This window comes from Nonomuraea sp. NPDC050547, from assembly GCF_044457345.1.
Taxonomy (GTDB): domain Bacteria; phylum Actinomycetota; class Actinomycetes; order Streptosporangiales; family Streptosporangiaceae; genus Nonomuraea.
Genome location: NZ_JBITGW010000001.1, coordinates 893,837 through 911,518 on the forward strand (window position 1 = coordinate 893,837; position 17,682 = coordinate 911,518).

General features: G+C 72.7%; 16 protein-coding genes. 6 read left to right on the forward strand and 10 right to left on the reverse strand.

All coding sequences use genetic code 11. The features are described 5' to 3' along the window. Position 1 precedes the first annotated feature (1 nt). The 3 genes from ACIBHY_RS04200 to ACIBHY_RS04210 all read right to left on the reverse strand — a co-directional run bounded on the left by ACIBHY_RS04200 (position 2) and on the right by ACIBHY_RS04210 (position 4,503). Entirely contained in the window at positions 2 to 1,546 is a 1,545-nt protein-coding gene (locus ACIBHY_RS04200) for an ABC transporter substrate-binding protein (RefSeq protein WP_397246729.1), read from the reverse strand. A 227-nt stretch (positions 1,547 to 1,773) separates the two neighbouring features. After that, positions 1,774 to 3,258, reverse strand: coding sequence for a serine hydrolase domain-containing protein (locus ACIBHY_RS04205; protein ID WP_397305901.1), 1,485 nt, complete (start codon positions 3,256 to 3,258; stop codon positions 1,774 to 1,776). A gap of 282 nt (positions 3,259 to 3,540) precedes the next feature. Then, entirely contained in the window at positions 3,541 to 4,503 is a 963-nt protein-coding gene (locus tag ACIBHY_RS04210) for a GlxA family transcriptional regulator (RefSeq protein WP_397246733.1), read from the reverse strand. A gap of 85 nt (positions 4,504 to 4,588) precedes the next feature. On the opposite strand from ACIBHY_RS04210, the gene ACIBHY_RS04215 reads away from it, so the two are divergent. Together ACIBHY_RS04215 and ACIBHY_RS04220 are read left to right on the forward strand one after the other, a co-directional pair. Continuing rightward, positions 4,589 to 4,984: a DUF4260 family protein gene (locus ACIBHY_RS04215; RefSeq protein ID WP_397246735.1), complete on the forward strand. Its 396-nt coding sequence runs from the start codon at positions 4,589 to 4,591 to the stop codon at positions 4,982 to 4,984. Continuing rightward, positions 4,977 to 5,477: a TetR/AcrR family transcriptional regulator gene (locus ACIBHY_RS04220; protein WP_397305902.1), complete on the forward strand. Its 501-nt coding sequence runs from the start codon at positions 4,977 to 4,979 to the stop codon at positions 5,475 to 5,477. Before ACIBHY_RS04215 ends, ACIBHY_RS04220 begins: the two co-directional genes overlap by 8 nt. Positions 5,478 to 5,539: 62 nt before the next feature. Here ACIBHY_RS04220 and ACIBHY_RS04225 read toward each other — a convergent pair whose 3' ends face one another. Continuing rightward, complete coding sequence (locus ACIBHY_RS04225) at positions 5,540 to 6,985, reverse strand: sodium:solute symporter family protein (RefSeq protein ID WP_397305903.1); 1,446 nt, start codon at positions 6,983 to 6,985, stop codon at positions 5,540 to 5,542. A 40-nt stretch (positions 6,986 to 7,025) separates the two neighbouring features. Between ACIBHY_RS04225 and ACIBHY_RS04230 the strand changes: the two genes are divergently transcribed. Further along, a complete protein-coding gene (locus ACIBHY_RS04230) occupies positions 7,026 to 8,162 on the forward strand; it encodes an agmatinase family protein (RefSeq protein WP_397246741.1) in 1,137 nt (378 codons plus the stop codon). A gap of 10 nt (positions 8,163 to 8,172) precedes the next feature. Here the strand turns inward: ACIBHY_RS04230 and ACIBHY_RS04235 are convergent, their stop codons facing one another. Next, the gene (locus tag ACIBHY_RS04235) at positions 8,173 to 9,087 is read right to left on the reverse strand and encodes an NAD(P)/FAD-dependent oxidoreductase (protein ID WP_397246743.1); all 915 of its coding nucleotides are present in this window, start codon (positions 9,085 to 9,087) and stop codon (positions 8,173 to 8,175) included. Positions 9,088 to 9,154: 67 nt separating this feature from the next. Here ACIBHY_RS04235 and ACIBHY_RS04240 point away from each other — a divergent pair, with 67 nt between their 5' ends. From ACIBHY_RS04240 to ACIBHY_RS04250, 3 genes are all read left to right on the forward strand, one after another. Further along, on the forward strand, positions 9,155 to 9,733 hold the full coding sequence (locus tag ACIBHY_RS04240; protein WP_397246745.1) for a helix-turn-helix domain-containing protein: 579 nt from the start codon (positions 9,155 to 9,157) through the stop codon (positions 9,731 to 9,733). 70 nt (positions 9,734 to 9,803) lie between these two features. Then, complete coding sequence (locus ACIBHY_RS04245; RefSeq protein ID WP_397305904.1) at positions 9,804 to 11,000, forward strand: cytochrome P450; 1,197 nt, start codon at positions 9,804 to 9,806, stop codon at positions 10,998 to 11,000. Positions 11,001 to 11,074: 74 nt separating this feature from the next. Then, complete coding sequence (locus ACIBHY_RS04250) at positions 11,075 to 11,782, forward strand: response regulator transcription factor (protein WP_397246749.1); 708 nt, start codon at positions 11,075 to 11,077, stop codon at positions 11,780 to 11,782. Here the strand turns inward: ACIBHY_RS04250 and pabB are convergent. The 5 genes from pabB to ACIBHY_RS04275 are packed head-to-tail and all read right to left on the reverse strand — an operon-like array spanning position 11,721 to position 17,435. Next, positions 11,721 to 13,802 carry an aminodeoxychorismate synthase component I gene (pabB, locus tag ACIBHY_RS04255; protein ID WP_397305906.1) on the reverse strand — a complete coding sequence of 694 codons (2,082 nt, stop codon included), beginning with the start codon at positions 13,800 to 13,802 and terminating at the stop codon, positions 11,721 to 11,723. The genes ACIBHY_RS04250 and pabB overlap by 62 nt on opposite strands. After that, positions 13,790 to 14,629 (reverse strand): aminotransferase class IV, encoded by an 840-nt coding sequence (locus tag ACIBHY_RS04260; protein WP_397305907.1) that lies wholly within the window; start codon positions 14,627 to 14,629, stop codon positions 13,790 to 13,792. The genes pabB and ACIBHY_RS04260 overlap by 13 nt, the downstream gene beginning before the upstream one ends. A 4-nt stretch (positions 14,630 to 14,633) precedes the next feature. Further along, entirely contained in the window at positions 14,634 to 16,160 is a 1,527-nt protein-coding gene (locus ACIBHY_RS04265) for an AMP-binding protein (protein ID WP_397305909.1), read from the reverse strand. Further along, positions 16,153 to 16,740: a hypothetical protein gene (locus ACIBHY_RS04270; RefSeq protein WP_397246757.1), complete on the reverse strand. Its 588-nt coding sequence runs from the start codon at positions 16,738 to 16,740 to the stop codon at positions 16,153 to 16,155. The genes ACIBHY_RS04265 and ACIBHY_RS04270 overlap by 8 nt, the downstream gene beginning before the upstream one ends. Further along, positions 16,719 to 17,435 carry a Phenylacetic acid catabolic protein gene (locus tag ACIBHY_RS04275; protein WP_397305910.1) on the reverse strand — a complete coding sequence of 239 codons (717 nt, stop codon included), beginning with the start codon at positions 17,433 to 17,435 and terminating at the stop codon, positions 16,719 to 16,721. Before ACIBHY_RS04275 ends, ACIBHY_RS04270 begins: the two co-directional genes overlap by 22 nt. Between the last annotated feature and the right edge of the window lie 247 nt (positions 17,436 to 17,682).

The window sequence follows — 17,682 nt, forward strand, 5'->3', positions numbered from 1 at the left end:
CTCAGCGGCCCGCCGGGCGCAGGTTGGCGAAGGTGTCGACCGTCCAGGTGTCGAAGCCGACGGTGAACTTCTCGCTGAGGGCGGCCGCGTAGTCGGCGGAGTAGAGCGGGACGTAGGGCACCTGCTCGGCGATCTCCTTCAGCAGGGCGGTGACCTGGGTCTTCCTCTCCTCGCCGGTGGCCGAGGAGAGCACGTCGAGGCGCCGGTCGGTCTCGGCGGTGCCGTAGCCGGAGAAGTTGAAGCCCTGCGGCTCGGCGGAGGCGCGGCTGACCAGGTCGGGCAGCACCTCGATCGGCTCGGGCGTGCCGTAGGCCAGGTTGACGAACTGGATGGACAGGCGGTCGTGCTCCATGACGCGCGAGACGTACTGGTCGGCCGGGCTGGGCTCCAGGACGAGCTTGATGCCGATCTTGGCCAGGTCCGCTGCGACCGCCTGCATGACCGTGCCGGTGTCGCCGGTGGAGGCGTACGGGGCCTTCAGCTCGAAGCCGTTCGGATAGGCGGACTTGGCCAGCTCCGCCTTGGCGGCGGCCAGGTCGTGGGCGTGCTCGGGCAGGCCGGGCAGGTCGTCGCCGTACAGGGCGGTGATCTGCGGCTTCGGCAGCATGATCGTCGCGGGGGTGCCGTGCCCGGCGGTCATCAGCTGCGCCACCGCCTTGCGGTCGACCGCGTGGGCGATGGCCTTGCGCACGTGCGGGTCCTTCAGCGGGCCGGACTTCATCGCCAGCGACAGGTACGCGATGGCGTTGCCCGGGTAGAAGATCGCCTTGACCCCGGGCAGGTTCGTCCATTTGCGCGCGTCGCGGACGTTGACCGCGTCGGTGGCGTCCACCTCGCCCGACCTGACCGCCAGCCGCAGCGTCTCCGGGTCGGAGATGGTCTTGAACTCCACCTTGCGCAGCGCGGGCGGCTTGCCCCAGTAGGAGGGATTGCGCTCCAGCACCACGCCCGAGGTGAGCGAGAACCTGCTCACCTTGAACGGGCCGGTGCCCACCGTGCCGACCTCGGGGCTGCCCAGGTCCTTGGGGTGCGCCTCGGCCAGCTTGCGCGGCGTCACCTGCCAGGCGGTCGCCGCCACCGCCAGGAACGCCGGGCTCGGCCGCTTCATCGTGACCTTGACCTGACCCTCGCCCACGGCCTCGACCCGCTTGACCCCCGTGAAGTAGGAGGCGGCCTGCGAGGCGACCTTCGGATCGAGGTGGCGGCGCAGCGAGAAGGCCGCGTCGTCGGCGGTCAGCGGGCTGCCGTCGGAGAAGCGGATCCCCTTACGGAGGGTGAACAGGTAGGTGGCCGGGTCGGGCTGGGTCCAGTCGGCCAGCCTCGGCACCGGCTTGCCCGTGGAGTCGAGCGCGACGATCGTGTCGAGGACGGCGCTCTGGACGAGGGTCGAGGACTTGTTGAAGCCGTGCGCGATGTCCAGGCTGTTGGGCTCGGTGGCCAGGCCCCAGACCAGCGAGTCGCGGGTCTGGGCCGGGCTCGCCCCGGAGGAGCAGGCGGTGGTGAGCGCGAGTACGACGGCGGCGGTCGCGGCCTTCGCGTATGTCATGGGACCACCTCGGAAAAGAACGGGCGGGGACAGTCGGACGCTAGAAGCCGGACAGCCGCCGTTCACTGACCCGGCAGCCAAAACCCACGGTCCCCGCCTCGTCCTGCAGGCCAATCGGCGCACCCGCCGCGTACCGGCCGGAGGCGCACCAGGCGCGCCGGCCGCGTACCGGCAGGAGGAGCGCGCGGCGCGTCAGCCGCGTATGGACGGGAGGCGCATGCGGCGCGTCAGCCGCGTACGGGCAGGAAGCGCATGCGGCGCAGCCCGCCGCCGCTGAGCAGCAGCTCGCCTTCGTGCAGCCGCAGCGTGAACGGCCCCGCCTCCCATATCCCGCCGGGGGCGGGCGTCAGCGGCTCGGCCAGGGTGCGGCCGACGCGCAGCACACCGTCGCGCAGGCTCGCCTCCACGCCCAGCTCGGCGCTGTGGAAAACCCCGTCGGGCGGCGGCGCCTGGCCGGGGACCCCGGCCGGGTAGAACACGACGGGCCCGCGGGCGGGATGGTCGGTGCCCGACAGCAGCCGCTCGCCGTCCACCTCCAGCCAGGCGCCCTCGGCGTCGCCGGTGCCGTGCCAGCGGCCGTCCTCGCGGGCGGTGAACGTCCCGGCGCCCTTGACCTCCAGGCCGGACTCCGTGCTCGTCAGCGTGAGCGTCGCCTCCGTCACCGGATCATGCCAGTACGGCCGCGCCGGCGGAGCCGGCGTCCCCGGCTCCGGTACGGCCGGCGGCTCCCGATCCAGCAGCAGCCCGAGCAGCCGGCCGGTCAGCCGCACCGGGTTGATCGCCGTCTGGTTCGACAGGATGGCGATGCCCACGCCCTCCTCGGGCAGGAACCACAGGTTCGACAGGTAGCCGTGCATGCCGCCCGCGTGTCCGAACCCGCCGTCGGCGCCGTGGTAGATCCCCAGCGCGTACGGCAGCGCCGTCCCGTCGGCCAGCACCCCGCGCTCCAGCAGCCGCGCGCGCAGGTCCGCCCCGAGCACCCGCCCGTCGGCCAGGAACCCGAACCACGGCGCCAGCCCGGACACGCTGGTCACCAGGCCGCCGTCGCCGACCGCGCTCTCCTCGGTGTCGGCCCGGCGCGGCTCGCCCCGCGCGGTGGCGTAGCCGTAGGCCAGCCGGTCCAGCGGAAGCGACGCGTCGTCGCGGAACAGCGCGTCGTCCATCCCGAGCGGCGTGAAGATCCGCTCGCGGGCGAACGCGGCCAGCGACGTCCCCGACACCCTGCCGACCACGATGGCGGCCAGCACGTAGCCGGTGTTGGAGTAGGAGAAGTCCGTGCCCGGCGGGAACGTCGTGCGCCTGACGTCCTTGACCATGTCCAGCAGCCGCTGCTCGGTCATCTCCGCGAGGGGGATGCCGGTGAGGGGTTGCAGGGCGTACCACTCGGGCAGGCCGCCGGTGTGCTGCAGGCACTGGCGCAGCGTGACCGGCGTGTCCAGGCTCAGCTCGGGGATGTGCGTGCGGACGTCGTCGTCCAGCGTCAGCTTGCCGTCGCGCTCCAGCAGCAGCACGCACGCGGCGGTGAACTGCTTGCTCGCGCTGGCGATGTCGAAGCGGGTGCGCTCGTCGACCGGTACGCCGAACTCCACGCAGGCCGCGCCGCCCACGGCGGTCAGGATCGCCGCGCCGTCCTTGTACACGGCCGCGGCGATGCCCGGGGAACCGGGCCCGACCAACGAGGACACCTCGGTTTTGACTCGTTCGAGATCCATACGGCCAGTATCGCCAGAGGGCCTGCGCACTCCTTTGGCGTGCGCGACGACGGATGGGCCGCCGCCTTTGTGCCCTGCGCCCAAGGACCGCGGCTTGGGGGCACGGGGCCCAACGACCGCGGCGATGGACGCACGGCCCAAGGGCCGCGGCTTGGACGCGCAGGGGTTGCGGCTCGGGGGACAGGGCACCAAGGCCGCGGCTTGGGGGTGCGGGGCTCGAAGGTCGCGGCTTCGGGTCGTGTGCGCGGAGGAGGGGGTTCGGGTCGTGTGTCCGGGAGGAGGTCAGGCGCCGGCGCGGGACTGGGTGAGGCGGTAGTGGGAGGGCGGGACGCCGTAGCGGCCGGTGAACGCCTGCCGCAGCGTCTCGGCGCTGCCGAATCCGCAGCGGGCGGCCACGGTCTCCAGGGGCAGCGAGGTGGTCGACAGCAGGTGGGCGGCGGCCTCCACCCGGGCCTGCCGGACGAACTTGCCCGGCGTCTGTCCCAGGTGGCGCAGGAACAGCCGGGTCAGGTGGCGCTCGCTCACCCCCGCGCCCGCCGCCAGCGTCGCGACCGCGAGGTCGGCGTCGAGGTGGGCGGTGACGTGGTCGACCACCCGCTGGACCAGGCTGTCGGCCGGGGGCGGCGCGGCGGTGAACATGCTCATCTGCGCCTGGTTGCCCGGCCGCTGTAAGTAGGTGACGAGCTGGCGGGCCACGGTGCGGGCCAGTTCGGCGCCGTGGTCCTCCTCGATGAGGGCGAGCGTGAGGTCCAGGGCGCTGGTGACGCCGGCGGAGGTGTAGACGTTGCCGTCGCGCACGAAGATGGGATCGGGGTCGAGCAGCACCTCCGGGTGCTGCTTGGCGAGCATGCCGGCCCAGTTCCAGTGGGTGGTGGCGCGCCGGCCGTCCAGGAGGCCGGCGGCGGCCAGGATCCAGGCGCCCGTGCAGACGGAGGCCACGCGGCGGCTCTCGCGGGCCAGGCGGCGCACGTGCGCGACGAGCATCCGGTCGGCCGCGGCGTCCTGGCAGCCGACGCCGCCGGAGATCAGCAGCGTGTCGATGGGGCCTCTGATGTGTTCGAGCCGCTCGCCGGGCTGGAGCGTGACGGTGGGGCCGCAGTCGATGGAGCGGGCGCCGGGCGTGGCCAGGCGGACCTTGTACAGGGGGTCGGCGCCGCGCAGGTTCGCGCTCTCCAGGCAGCCGACGACGCAGGCGATGTCGAGCAGCTCTGCGGCGTCGTAGCCGACGACCACGAAATGCCTCATGCGCCGACCTTAAGCCTCTTGACGGGCTAACAGTGTTAGCCGTACTGTGGAGCTAACAGCGTTAGCCGCCCCTCAGGAGGTTCCGATGGCCGTCGTCACCGCTCCCGCCCGCCGTAGCGTGGCCGCCCGCGTCGCGTGGGCCGCACTCGCCCTGTTCCTGCTGGCCTTCACCGTCCTGGAGGTCGTCAACCACGGCGCCCCCGCGCTGGTGACCGCGATCGTGTTCGCGATCGTGCCGGACCTGACGATGTTCATCGGGGCGCGGGAGGGGGGCGACGGCCGCCTGTCGCCCAAGGCGGTGCCGTTCTACAACTTCATGCACCGCCCCTGGATCCCGCTGGTGATCCTCGTCGGCTACTCCTTCGGCCCGGTCGACTTCGTGCCGCTGTTCGTGGCCGGCCTCGCGTGGCTGCTGCACGTCGCCGCCGACCGGGCCTTCGGGTACGGCCTGCGCAACCGCGACGGCTCGCGCGATGTCTGAGCGCGCCGCCCAGATCGTCACCGCCGCCCGCGACCTGATCGAGGACGGCGGCGCCGGCGCCCTGACCATGCGGGCGCTCGCCGACCGGCTGGGCATCCGGGCGCCCTCGCTCTACAAGCACTTCCCCGACAAGGCGGCGGTCGAGGCCCAGGTGATCGCGCTGGCCATGACCGATCTGGCCGAGGCGCTCGAAGCCGCCGGGCCCGGCCTGCCCGCCCTCGGCGCCGCCTACCGGCGCTACGCGCTGGCGCACCCCCACCTGTACCGGCTGATGAGCAGCGGGCCGCTGCCGCGTGACCTGCTGCCGCCCGGCGTGGAGGAGCGCGCGGCGATGCCGCTGGTGCGCGCCGTCGCCTTCGACGAGGCCGCCTCCCGGGCCGCCTGGGCCTTCGCGCACGGCATGGTGATACTCGAACTCGACGGCCGCTTCCCGCCCGGCGCCGACCTCGGCAGTGCGTGGGAGGCGGGAATGGCCGCCTTCTCGGTGTCCTAGCGCTCCGCCGGGGCCTCCCGCCTCGGTGTCCTCGTGCTCCGCCGGGCCCTCGCCTCGGTGGTCTAGCGCTCCGCCGGGGTCTCCCGCACGCGCAGGTCCAGGCCGCGGATTCCGGCCGGGGCGCCGAGGAGGGCGACCAGCGTGTAGGTGAGCAGGGAGGCGGCCACCGCGATGAACGTGGGCCAGCCGTCGAACGCCGCGCCGACCAGCGTGTTCGGCACGTAGAGCAGCGTGTTCTCCGCCCCGTACATGGTGGGGGTCAGGGCGAACAGCGCCAGCCGTACGACCAGGCCGACCGACAGCGCCGCAAGGGCGGCGCGCGAGGAACCGCGCCGCCAGAACATGCCGAGCGCGAACGGCACCGCCAGGCACGCCAGCATGAGGTCGAAGGCCAGCGTGAGCAGGACGCCGGTCTGCGGCACCCGCAGGGCCAGCAGCACCGAGCCGCCGACCACCGGAAGCATCGCCCAGCGGGTCGCGCGCAGCAGCGGGTCGGCGCGCCCCGGACGGTGCACGCGGCGCACGGTGCCGACGTTGCGGACCGCCACGGCGGCGGTGCCGAGGATCGCGCCGTCGGCCGTGGACAGCGACGCGCTCACGATGCCCGCCAGCACCAGGACGCTCAGCCCGACCGGCGCGGCCTCGTCGAGCAGCGTCAGCAGTCCGCGCCCGGTGGACACCGCGACCAGCGCGAACGGCACGCCGACCACCGCCGTGCCCGCGGCGGCCAGGAAGCAGGCCCGGCGCGCGACGTCGGGGGAGCGGGCGGCGAAGACGCGCTGCATGAAGTCGATCGCGACGATGTCGCCGACGCCGAGCGCGGCCAGCGTGGCCCAGTTGACCACCGCGCCCTGCGCCGGATCGGACAGCTGCCCCAGGTCGAGCGGGCCCATGCCGGGCTCGTGCTTGAGCCCGAAGGTCGCCGCGACCCAGAACAGCAGCGCCAGCGAGGCGGCCGCGGTGACGGCCATCTGCACGATCGAGCTGTAGGCGTCGCTGAGGATGCCGCCGGCCAGCGTGTAGACAAGCACGGCGGCCACGATGATGAGCACGCCCACGGCGTACGGCGTGCCGAGGAACTTCTCGAACAGGAAGCCCCCGGCCACCAGGTTCCCCGCGACCAGGATCGCGAACGCCATGATCATCAGCACGGCGGCGGCGACCTCGGTGGCGCGGCCGTATCGCAGGCGGAAGAAGTCGGGCAGCGTCGTCAGGCCCATGCGGTTCATGGGTCTTGCGAAGAACAGGCCGGTGAGCAGCAGGCACAGCGCCAGTCCCAGAGGGAGCGTGGCGCCCGCCCAGAAGCCGAGCTTCGCGGCCTGGTCGGTGGCGCCGAGGGTGGCGTTGGTGTCGACGGCCTGGCCCATCAGCGTCGCCGCCACGACGGGTAAGGCCAGCGTACGGCCGGCGACCAGAAAGTTTCTGCTGTCCCCCGCGACCCGGCGGGCGACCAGCAGGCCGACGACGATCATGGAGAAGATGGCGAGCGCCACGCCCAGAATGACCATTGCTGGACAGCCGATCGTTGCGAGCGAAGACTCCGAAGACATGACCAACGTAAATCAAGAAGGCGCCTGGGCCCAGCGGGCCGAGGCGGAACTTCCGACGATGCGGCACGACGAGGAGATCGAGCGGGCGCTGGCCCACGGTCTGGAGGGCGCGCCGACGATCAACGACAGGACGATTCCCACGTTCGCCCGGGGGGAGCGGCCGCATTTCGCCGGCGAACGCGGAACCTTCCTGAAATGTCCTTACCTGGAGGACGTCCATGACGTCGGGGACGCCGAGGTGGCGATCTTCGGGGTGCCGCTCGACGCGGGGGCCACCTACCGCCCCGGCACCCGGTTCGGCCCGCAGGGCATCCGGCGCAGCACCAACCTGTTCGGCACCTACAGCTACGAACTCGGCGTCGACCTGCGCGAACAGCTCAACCTGGTGGACATCGGGGACGTTTTCACCATTCCCGGCAACCTGGAGAAGTCGTTCGACCAGATCAGCCAGGCGATGAGCCACGTCGTGCGGCAGGGGGTGATGCCCGTGGTGCTCGGCGGCGACCACTCGATCGGCTTCCCGACCATCCGCGGCCTGGCCCCGTTCCACGAGGGCAACATCGGCATCATCCACTTCGACCGGCACGTCGACACGCAGGAGACCGACCTCGACGAACGCATGCACACCACGCCGTGGTTCCACGCCACCAACATCAAGAACGCCCCCGCCACCAACCTCGTCCAGGTGGGCATCGGCGGCTGGCAGGCGCCCCGCCCCGGCGTCCAGGTGGGCCGCGAGCGCGGCACCACCGTGATCACCGTCGGCGACGTCGAGCGCGTCGGCGTGGAACGTGTGGCCGAGACCGCCCTGGAGCTCGCCTGGCGGAACGCCGAGGCCGTCTACCTGTCCTTCGACATCGACGTCATCGACGCCGGGTTCGTCCCCGGCACCGGCTGGCCGGAGCCGGGCGGCCTGCTGCCCCGCGAGGCGCTCAACCTGGTCCGGCTGGTCTCGGAACCCGGGCTGGCCGGGATCGAGGTCGTCGAGTGCTCGCCGCCCTACGACTGGGCCGAGCAGACCGCCCTGCTCAGCTCCCGCGTCATCCTCGACAGCCTCGCCGTCCAGGTCAGGTCGGGCAAGCTCGGCCGCAAGCCGGCCACCGGGGCGCGGCCCGCCTGGGGCCCCGCCGCCTGATCGCCCCGGCCTACTTCCCGGACATGATCAGGTCGGCGTTGATGGCGACCGCGGCGCGCAGGCCCGCGGCTGCGGCGCCGATCACGGTCTCCATCAGGCCCGACACGTTGCCCGCCACCCACACGCCCGGCACGTCGGTGGCGCCCGTGGGACCCGCGGGGATCTGGCTGCCGATCAGGTGGCCGTCCATCTCCTGGACCACGGGTTCGATGCCCAGGTCCTTGAGGAAGTCCGCGCGGGCGCGCATGACCGGGCTGACGACGAGGACGTCGCGGGCGACGGTCCCGCCGTCGGCCAGCCGTACGCCGGACAGGTGGTCGTCGTGCGTCTCCACGGCGGTGACGACGCCGTCGACCACCTCGATGTCGTGACCGGACAGGTCGAGATCGGCCATGGTGTGCGAGAAGAGGATCACGTCCTTGCTCAGCTGACGCCACAGCAGCGCCTGGTGTACGGCCAGCGGCCCCGTGGCCAGCACCCCGATCGCCCGGTCGCGCATCTCCCACCCGTGGCAGTACGGGCAGTGCAGCACGTCCCGGCCCCAGCGCCCGGCCAGCCCCGGGATGCCGGGGAGCTCGTCCTTCAGCCCGGTGGCCACCAGGATCCGGGACCCCTCGGCCACACCGCCGTCGCGCAGGGTGACCGCGAAGGCGTCATCGGGCAGCCGGGTCACCGACGACACGGCGCCCTCGCGGATCTCACCGCCGTAGCCGGTGAACTCCGCACGGCCCTTGGCGATCAGCTGGGCCGGCGGCAGCCCGTCGTGTCCCAGGTAGTTGTGGACTCCGTCGGAGGGAGCGTTGCGCGGCTCGCCCGAGTCGATCACCAGGACCGCCCGGCGGGAACGCGCGAGCGCCGTCGCCCCGCTCAGACCCGCGGCCGCGCCGCCTATCACGATCACGTCGTAACGTCGCATCTCTGTCATGCCGCAGAGAGTGCGTCATGGGCGGGCGAATTGACAAACACCGTTGCTGTTTTGGCAAACTGGGGCCGTGGAAGAACTGGCTGCCGTCCTCGGGTCCGTGGGGCCGAGGCTGCGCGCGCTACGGGTCGAGCACGGCGTGACGCTGAGCGAGCTGAGCACGACGACCGGGATCTCGCTCAGCACGCTGTCGCGCCTGGAGTCCGGGCAGCGCAAACCCACCCTGGAGCTCCTGCTGCCGCTCGCGCAGGCGTACCGGGTGCCGCTGGATGAGCTGGTCGGCGCGCCGGAGACCGGTGACCCGCGCATCCACCTGCGCCCCTTCAACCGCTACGGCCGGACCTTCGTCCCGCTGACCCGGCAGATGGGCGGCGGGCTTCAGGCGTACAAGATGATCATCTTGCGGCAGGAGGACATGAGTGAGCAGCGCGCGCACGAGGGCTACGAGTGGCTCTACGTGCTGGCCGGGCGGGTGCGGCTGCTGCTCGGCGAGCGGGACCTGGAGCTGGCGGCGGGGGAGGCGGCCGAGTTCGACACCCGGCTGCCGCACGCCTTCACCACCGCGGGTCCCGGGCCGGCGGAACTGCTCTGCCTGTTCGGCGCCCAGGGCGAGCGCATGCACGTACGCGCCCGCCCCGCCGGCCGTTGACCGGGCGGAACCCGGGAGTAAAATCGAATCTTGCCGGCAGTCAGATCCGCTCCAACCCAAAGGAGAGGCGATGGCCGCCATCGTCGAACGGTACGACGTTCCCCCGCAGCACTTCTGGCTGCACGGCCCGTACGAGGGGCCGCCGGTCGCGTACGACGAGGCCGCGGGGCTGTGGAACGTCTTCGGATACCCCGAGCTCCACGACGTCCTCGCCGACCCGGGCACCTACTCCTCCGACACCATGCGCCTGCTGCCCAAGGGAGCGTTCGCCGAGGACGAGGGGTTCTCGCTGAAGGGCTTCCTCACCCAGATCGACCCCCCGGAGCACGGCAAGCTGCGCAAGCTCGTCAGCGCCGCCTTCACCCGCAAGGTCGTCGCCGACCTCGAGCCGAGGATCGCCGCGCTCACCGGCGAACTCCTCGACGCGGCGCGCGAGCGCGGCGGGCTGGAGCTCGTCGCCGACCTCGCCTACCCGCTGCCGGTCATCGTCATCGCCGAGCTCCTGGGCGTGCCCGCCGGCGACCGCGAGCTGTTCAAGCGGTGGGCGGACACGCTGTTCTCGCGAGAGACCAAGATCTCGATGAACGAGCAGGACCGGCGGGACCCCGGCACGGAGGCGGCGCTCGGGTCGTGGAAGGAGATGACGGACTACCTGGCCGGCCACGCCGCGGAACGCCGCCGCCGGCCGCGCGCCGACCTGCTCACCAAGCTGGTCGAGGCCGAGGTGGACGGCGAGCGCCTGCCCGACGAGCAGGTGGTCAACTTCGGGATCATCCTGCTGCTCGCCGGGCACATCACCACCACCATGCTGCTCGGCAACACGGTGCTGTGCCTGGACGCCTTCCCCGCGAGGCAGGAGGAGGTCCGCGCCGACCGCGGCCGGATCCCCGACGTCATCGAGGAGTCGCTGCGCTACGTCACCCCGTTCGCCGCGCTGGGCCGCGCCACCACCCGCGAGACCGAGCTCGGCGGCCTGACCATCCCCGCGGACGCGATGCTGCTGACCTGGCCCGCGGTGGCCAACCGCGACCCACGCCAGTTCGACCGGCCCGAGGTGTTCGATCCCGGCCGCGACCCCAACCCGCATCTGGCCTTCGGCCGCGGCATCCACTTCTGCCTGGGCGCGCCGCTGGCCAGGCTGGAGGGCCGGGTCGCGCTGAACATCCTGCTCGACCGGAACGCCACCCTGCGCACCGACCCCGCCGACCCGGTCGCCTTCATCCCCACGCCGACCATGACCGGCGTACGGCGGCTGCCACTGCAGTGAGGCTCATGTTCACGGACATATCGTGAAGTCCGATGGGTAGTCCTTCGTTACCCCCGACGTGACGGCGGATGACGATGACATCAGAACGAGTCGCCCTGGTCTCCCTGGGCAGTGAAGTGGTGCGGTGCGGGCTCTGCGCGATGCTGCGCGAGCTCGGCACCCTGGACGAGGTGGTCGGCAGCTCCTGCGTCGACCAGAGCATGGGCATCCTGCACTCCGGCCGCCCCACCCTCCTGGTGCTGAGCGACACCCCCGAGCCGCAGCGGGCGGAGAAGCTCGCGCGCACCGCCAGCGACCTCGGCGTCCGCGTGCTGCTGGTCCTGCGTACCGCCAGTGACAGGACGCTGGCCCAGGTGGCGCCCATCCCCGCCGACGGCTATCTCCTGGAGAACGTGCTCACCCGCGAGACGCTCTCCAGCGCGCTGAGCGACCTGGAGAGCGGGCTCGTGCCGATGCCCGGCGCGGTGGCGCGCAAGCTGATGGCCCAGATCGGGCCGGACACCCGGAGCCGCGAGGCGGCCCCGGCGCCGCGGGAGGAGACACCGGACGCGCTTTTGAGCTGCCGTGAAATGGAAGCGCTTGCACTCTTGGCCGAGGGCCTGAGCAACAAGCAGATCGCGCGCCGGCTCGGCATCTCCGAACACGGCGCCAAGCGGCACGTCGCCAACATCCTGGCCAAGCTCAACTGCCCGAACAGGACGCTGGCGACGGCGGTGGCGATCAGTCGCGGACTGGTGCGCGATCCGGGGGATCCGGGGAACTCACGCCGCCCGCGAGGGTGACCTCCGGCCGCCGGGACAGCCCGCGCAGCGGGGCGCGGGCCTTGAGCAGCATCTCCTCGTACTCCGCCGCCGGGTCCGAGTCCAGCACGATCGCGCCGCCCGCGCCCACCGACAGCCGGCCGTCACGGGCCACGGCGGTGCGGATCACGATGTTGAGGTCGGCGCCGCCGCCCAGGCCGAAGAAGCCGATGGCGCCGGAGTACACACCCCGCGCCCGGCCCTCCAGCCGGTCGATGATCTCCATCGTGCGCAGCTTCGGCGCCCCCGTCATCGAGCCGCCGGGGAAGCAGGCACGGGCCGCCGCCACCGCGCCGACCCCGTCGTTCAGGTGGCCGCGCACGGTCGAGACGAGCTGGTGCACGGTCTCGTAGGACTCCACCGCCATGAAGCGCGGCACGGACACGGAGCCGACGTCGCTGATGCGGCCGAGGTCGTTGCGGAGCAGGTCCACGATCATGAGGTTCTCCGCCCTGGTCTTGTCCGAGGTGGCCAGTTCCTCGCGCAGGGCGGTGTCGGCGCGCGGTTCGGGCGAGCGGGGGGCGGTGCCCTTGATCGGCTTGGACTCGGCGACGCCGTCCCTGCCGACCTTGAGGAAGCGCTCCGGCGAGGAGCACAGCACGTGCGTGTCGTCCAGGCGCAGGTACGCGGCGTAGGGGGCCGGGTTGAGCCGCCGCTGGGCCAGGTAGAGCTCGAACGGGGAGCCGTCGAAGGGGATCTCGGCGGTGTCGGTCAGGCAGATCTCGTAGCTCTCGCCCGCCCGCAGCAGCCGCAGGCACTCCTCGATGTCGGCGACATAGCGCGCACGGTCCCTGACCAGCCACGGCTCGGGATCGAACCCCTCCTCGGGGCCGGCGGGCGCGGCGGCCGGTGCCGCTCGCGCGGCCCGGCAGGCGGCGGCGGTCCTGGCGACCCAGGCCCGCGCCGCCGACCGGCTCGCGCCGCGGCCGTCGGTCAGCGCCAGCACCCAGGACTGTCCGCGCTCGTGGTCGAGCGCGACGAGCCGGGTCGCCGACATCCAGACGGCGTCGGGCAAGGGGGAGACGTGCGCGGCCGGAGCGCCGCAGTCACGCTTGAGCTCATACCCGAAATACCCGACATATCCGCAGTTCAGATCAAACGGCAGTTCATCCGGTACGGCCCGCGCCGCCACCCGATCGGCCAGCACGTCGAAGACGGAGGCGAACACGGCCGACTCGGCGCCCCCCGAGCTGACCACCACGCTGCCCGAGCCCGGCTGGCAGGACAGCACCTCGCCGTGCGGCCCGCCCGCGTCCCCCAGGAACGAGAACCGGGCCAGCCCAGGCTCGGCCCGGCTGCTGTCCAGCCAGAACGCGTACGGCTCCGCCCCGAACACCTCCGGGAAGACCGCTTCGGCGTCAGGCACCCCGTCCACGCGCTCCACCTGCAGCGACCAGGCGGGTGCCGAGGTGAGAGTGACGGCGCGGCCGTACGCCAGGTCGCGGAAGTTGCGCATCAACGCCGGCCCGTGCTCGGTGGAGATCGACTCCGGATGGAACTGCACCCCCCACCAGGGCATCTCGCGATGCCGCAGCCCCATCACCACCGCGTCGGCGCTCCACGCGGTGATCTCCAGGTCCGCGGGCGGCGGCGTGGCCACGCACAAGGAGTGGTAGCGCACGGCGGCGAAGTCCTGCGGCAGCCCGCGGAACAGGTCGCGGCCGCAGTGCCGGATCTCCTCCACGTACCCGTGGATCGGGATGGGCGCCGGGACCACGTCGGCGCCCGACATCCACGCCAGCGCCTGGTGGCCGAGGCAGACGCCCAGCACGGGCAGGCCGGAACGCCGGATCACCTCCAGCGTGACGCCGACGTCGCGCTCCTTCTGCGGGCGTCCGGGACCGGGGGAGACGATGAGCGCGTCGAACCGGCCGGGATCCAGGCCGTCCCAGCGCGGGTCGTCGTTGGTCAGCACGACCGGCTCCACGCCGTAGGCCTGGGCGGCGAGCTGGAACAGGTTGTAGGTGTAGGAGTCGTGGTTGTCCACGATCAGGGTGCGCACGGCTGCTCCCGGGCCGGCAGGACCGGCAGCACCGCGCGGTGGCTGACGGCCTGCCGCCACTCCGCCGCCCGCGCCGAGATCCGGGCCGCCGCCCTGGTACGGCCGGCCGCGTCGACCCACGCCCGCACCGGACGCAGCCCGTGCAGGGCGTTGACGCTCCAGGTCTCCAGCTCCATCAGCTCCGCCACGCTCACCCGCTCCTGCCTGACCGGGCAACGCCAGCAGGCGGCCAGCCGTTCCAGATGGATCCTGGTCACCGACGGCAGGACCGGCAGGGCGCGATCGGGCACGCACAGCGTGCCGCCGCGCCACCACACCAGCGCGCTGTGGGCGCTCTCCAGCGCGGTGCCGCGACGGTCGTAGAGCAGCGCGTCGTCGGCCCCCCGCGCCCTGGCCCGATCGCGCAGCTCCGCCAGCACCCGCAGGTCGGGGCCCTTGACGGTGGGACGGCGGCGCGGGTCGGCGGCCGTCGGGATCCAGAGGGTGACCTCCGCGTCGCCCGGCTCGGGAGCGGGCCTGGGCCAGAGCGCCAGCCGGGGACCGGCTCCCGTGTACGCCTCGACCCGGGGGAACCAGCGGCCGTGGCCGGGCAGCCGGTGGCGTACCGCGTCGAGGAAGTCGTGGACCGCGGCGGCCCGCAGGCCGGGCACCAGCTCCGTGCTGGCGCGCACGAAGCGCTCCTCGTGCAGGGGCAGGTCGCGCACCCGCTCGTCGGTGACCAGCCACGAGTCCACGACCGCGGGCTCGCCGGGTGGCCGGGGGGCGGCGGGCACCAGGCCGGAGCCCGGGTCCCACGCCAGGCGCTCGCCCGCGCGGACGGTCAGCATGCCATCACCACTTTCCCTCGCGCACCGCGAAACGGCGCAGTTTGCCGGTCGGGGTGCGCGGCAGCGCGGGGCGTACCTCCACGCTGCGCGGCACCTTGTACGGGGCCAGCCGGCGGCGGGCCAGCCCGATCAGCTCGTCCTCCAGGCCGGCGGCACCTGGGCCGTCCTCGACGCCGAGCACGACGTAGGCGCGCAGCCGCCCGGCGCCGCGCTCGTCGCGCACGACCGCCACGGCCACCTCGGCGACGGCGGGATGCTCGGCCAGCACCCGTTCGATCTCGATGGGGGAGACGGTGATGCCGCCGACCATCTCCATGTCGTCGGCCCGGCCGCAATGCTTCAGCGCGCCGCCGTCCACGTACTCGGCCAGGTCGCCGGTGCGCAGCCAGCCGCCGCGCAGGGCGCGGGCGGTCTGCTCCGGCCGCCCCAGGTACTCGATCATGACCGCGTCGCCGCGCACCCAGATCTCGCCCCGGCCGAGTGTGACCAGCGCGCCGTTCTTGTCGCGCAGCGCGACCTCGTAGCCCGGCAGGGGGCGGCCGATGGTGCCCGGTTCGTCGCTCCAGGCGGTGTTGGAGCAGAACGCGTGCCCGGCCTCGGTCGAGCCGAGCTGGTCCAGGACCGGTGCGCCGAGCAGGTCACGGGCCCGTTCGCCCAGCTGGGCGGGCAGGGGTTCGCCGGCGGAGACGGCCAGCCGTACCGTGGAGAAGGGGTCGGGCGGGCAGTCGGCGAGCAGGCTGGCGTAGGCGGTCGGCACGCCGTACAGGAGCGTGACGCGGTGGCGGGCCACGGCCTCGGCGAGGTCGCCCGGCACGGCCCGGTGCGGCAGCAGCACCGCCGAGGAGCCGGAGAACAGCGGGAAGACCAGCGCGTTGCCGAGGCCGTAGGCGAAGAACATCTTCGAGATCGACAGCGTCACGTCGTCGCGGGTCACCCCGGTCACGCCGGTGCCGGCCGCGCGCATGTAGCGGGCGAGGTCGGCGTGGCGGTGCAGCGCCGCCTTGGGCGTGCCGGTCGTGCCCGAGGTGTACTGCGCGTACAGCGGCGCCCTGCCGCTGACACTCCGCACGGGCCCGGCGGGCGCGCTCGCCGCCAGCGCCGTCAACCGCTCATCGGCCAGTACGGCACGGCCGCCGAACCGCCCCGCGAGGTGGTCGTCGCCGACCACGAGCCGCGCCCGGCAGTCGGCGGCCATGAAGGCGTGGTCGTCGGCGGTCAGGCCGGGGTTGACCGGCACCGCCACCGCGCCCAGCCGGGCCGCGCCCAGGAACGCGCTCACCCAGGCGATGCCGTCGCCCAGGGCGATCAGCACCCGGTCGCCGGGCCGTACGCCGTGGCCGGCCAGGACGGAGGCGGCCCCTGCGGCCAGCGTGTGCACCTCGCCGTGCGTGTAGGAACGGCCGGGTGTGTGGAAGGCGGGCAGTTCCCACCACCCTTCGCGCCGGGCCAGGGCGGCCAGATGGGCGGCGCAGTTGCCGGCCGGTTCCCCGGCCGGCGGGGCGGGGCGTCGCCGGGGCAGGACCTCACGCATGACATGTCCTCGGGAGGGTGAGAGGGGCGATCACGAAGACGCCGTCCACGGGACCGACCGGCCACCAGCCCCGTGCGACCAGCCCGGCGAGCGCCGCGTCGTCTCGTGGGACGGTCGGTGCCGGGTCATCGGGGCTGGCGCGCCGGGCGGCGGGCGGTGTGCTGCCGGGGGCGTCGGCCAGGGTGGTGGCGACCAGGGTGCCGAGCAGCCAGAGGATGGCGCCGGATTGAGCGAGGGCGTCGCCGTCGCCGGGCTCGGCGGGTTCGAGGCGTGGGGTGGCCACCAGCATCGCCACGTGTTCGGCCAGCTCCAGCCGGCTCGCGCGGCCCGCCGCCACCAGGCTCGATCTGGCGCGGGCCCGGCGGCCCTCCAGCGCGGCCAGCCAGCCGGGCTCCACCCGGTCGAGCAGCGCGGCGGGCACCCGGCCGGCCTGCCGCACCGGCAGGCCGTCCACCTCCTCCGGTACGCGGCCGGGCGCCGCGGACAGGCCGTCGAGCAGGGCGAGCACGTCCTCGCCTCCGGGCCCGAGCGCGGCGGGCAGGCCGGGCGGCGGGGCGGTCAGCTCGTAGTGGCGTTCCACCGCGTCCCCACCTCCGGATAGTCGAGGCCGAGCTCGTCGCACAGCAGCACGCGGGTCCGCCGCACGAACTCGGCCCGCGATTCGTCGTTGCTCAGCCGCTTGATGCCCCAGCGCCGGAAGATCTCGTTGTTCCTGGAGTCGCTGCGGCCGAAGAAGGGCAGCGTCATCCGGATGAGGTGATGGGCCGAGTACCGCACCTCTTCACGCCGGGCGGGATCGGCGGCCAGCCGCGCGGCTTTCGTGGCGCCGAAGGAGACGTGGAAACGCTCCTCCCGCATCAGCGACCGGCACAACATGCGCAGCGGCACGTACGAGCATGCGCACAGGTCTTCCATCAGCACGACCTCGGCCAGATCCACGATCGCCTTGGTCATCACATATCCGGTCCACGATGTCACCTGATAGTCGAAGACGGAAAGCGGCGGCCTGTCCTGGTCGTCTTCGAGGCGGAGCTGCGCGGCGAGTTTGTTGAACTTCAAATGATGTCCGTATTCCTCCATCGCCATTCTGCAGGCCAGCCATTTCTCGTGCGGAGTGGGTGCGAGCGAAATGGAGGGCTCGTCGAACACCGCCGCGCCCGCCGCCTCGTTGCGCACGTGGCTGTTGATGATCTTGCCGAGCGCGGTGACGTACTCCGCGCCGAGCGCGTGCGCCGCGGCGGCGTCGTGGACGTCGTCCATCAGCATCTGGGGCATATCGACGGAAGTTAAGGGCGGTGGGAGAGAGCGGCAAGTGCCCGGACGGGCACCTCGAAAGAGGGGGTGGCGACTTTTGGCGGCGTGCCGGAAGGGCACGTTATTTCTTTCTCCGCAGAACACGCGCTTCCGGCCGGGTAGTTAGGTAAGGCTAAATTAATGACTGAACGGCTAGTCAGTGAGCATCCAAAGAAAGTTCCGCATTTGTCGTGCGCTTACGCCGCGTGCCAGCGTTGTTGACTATGAC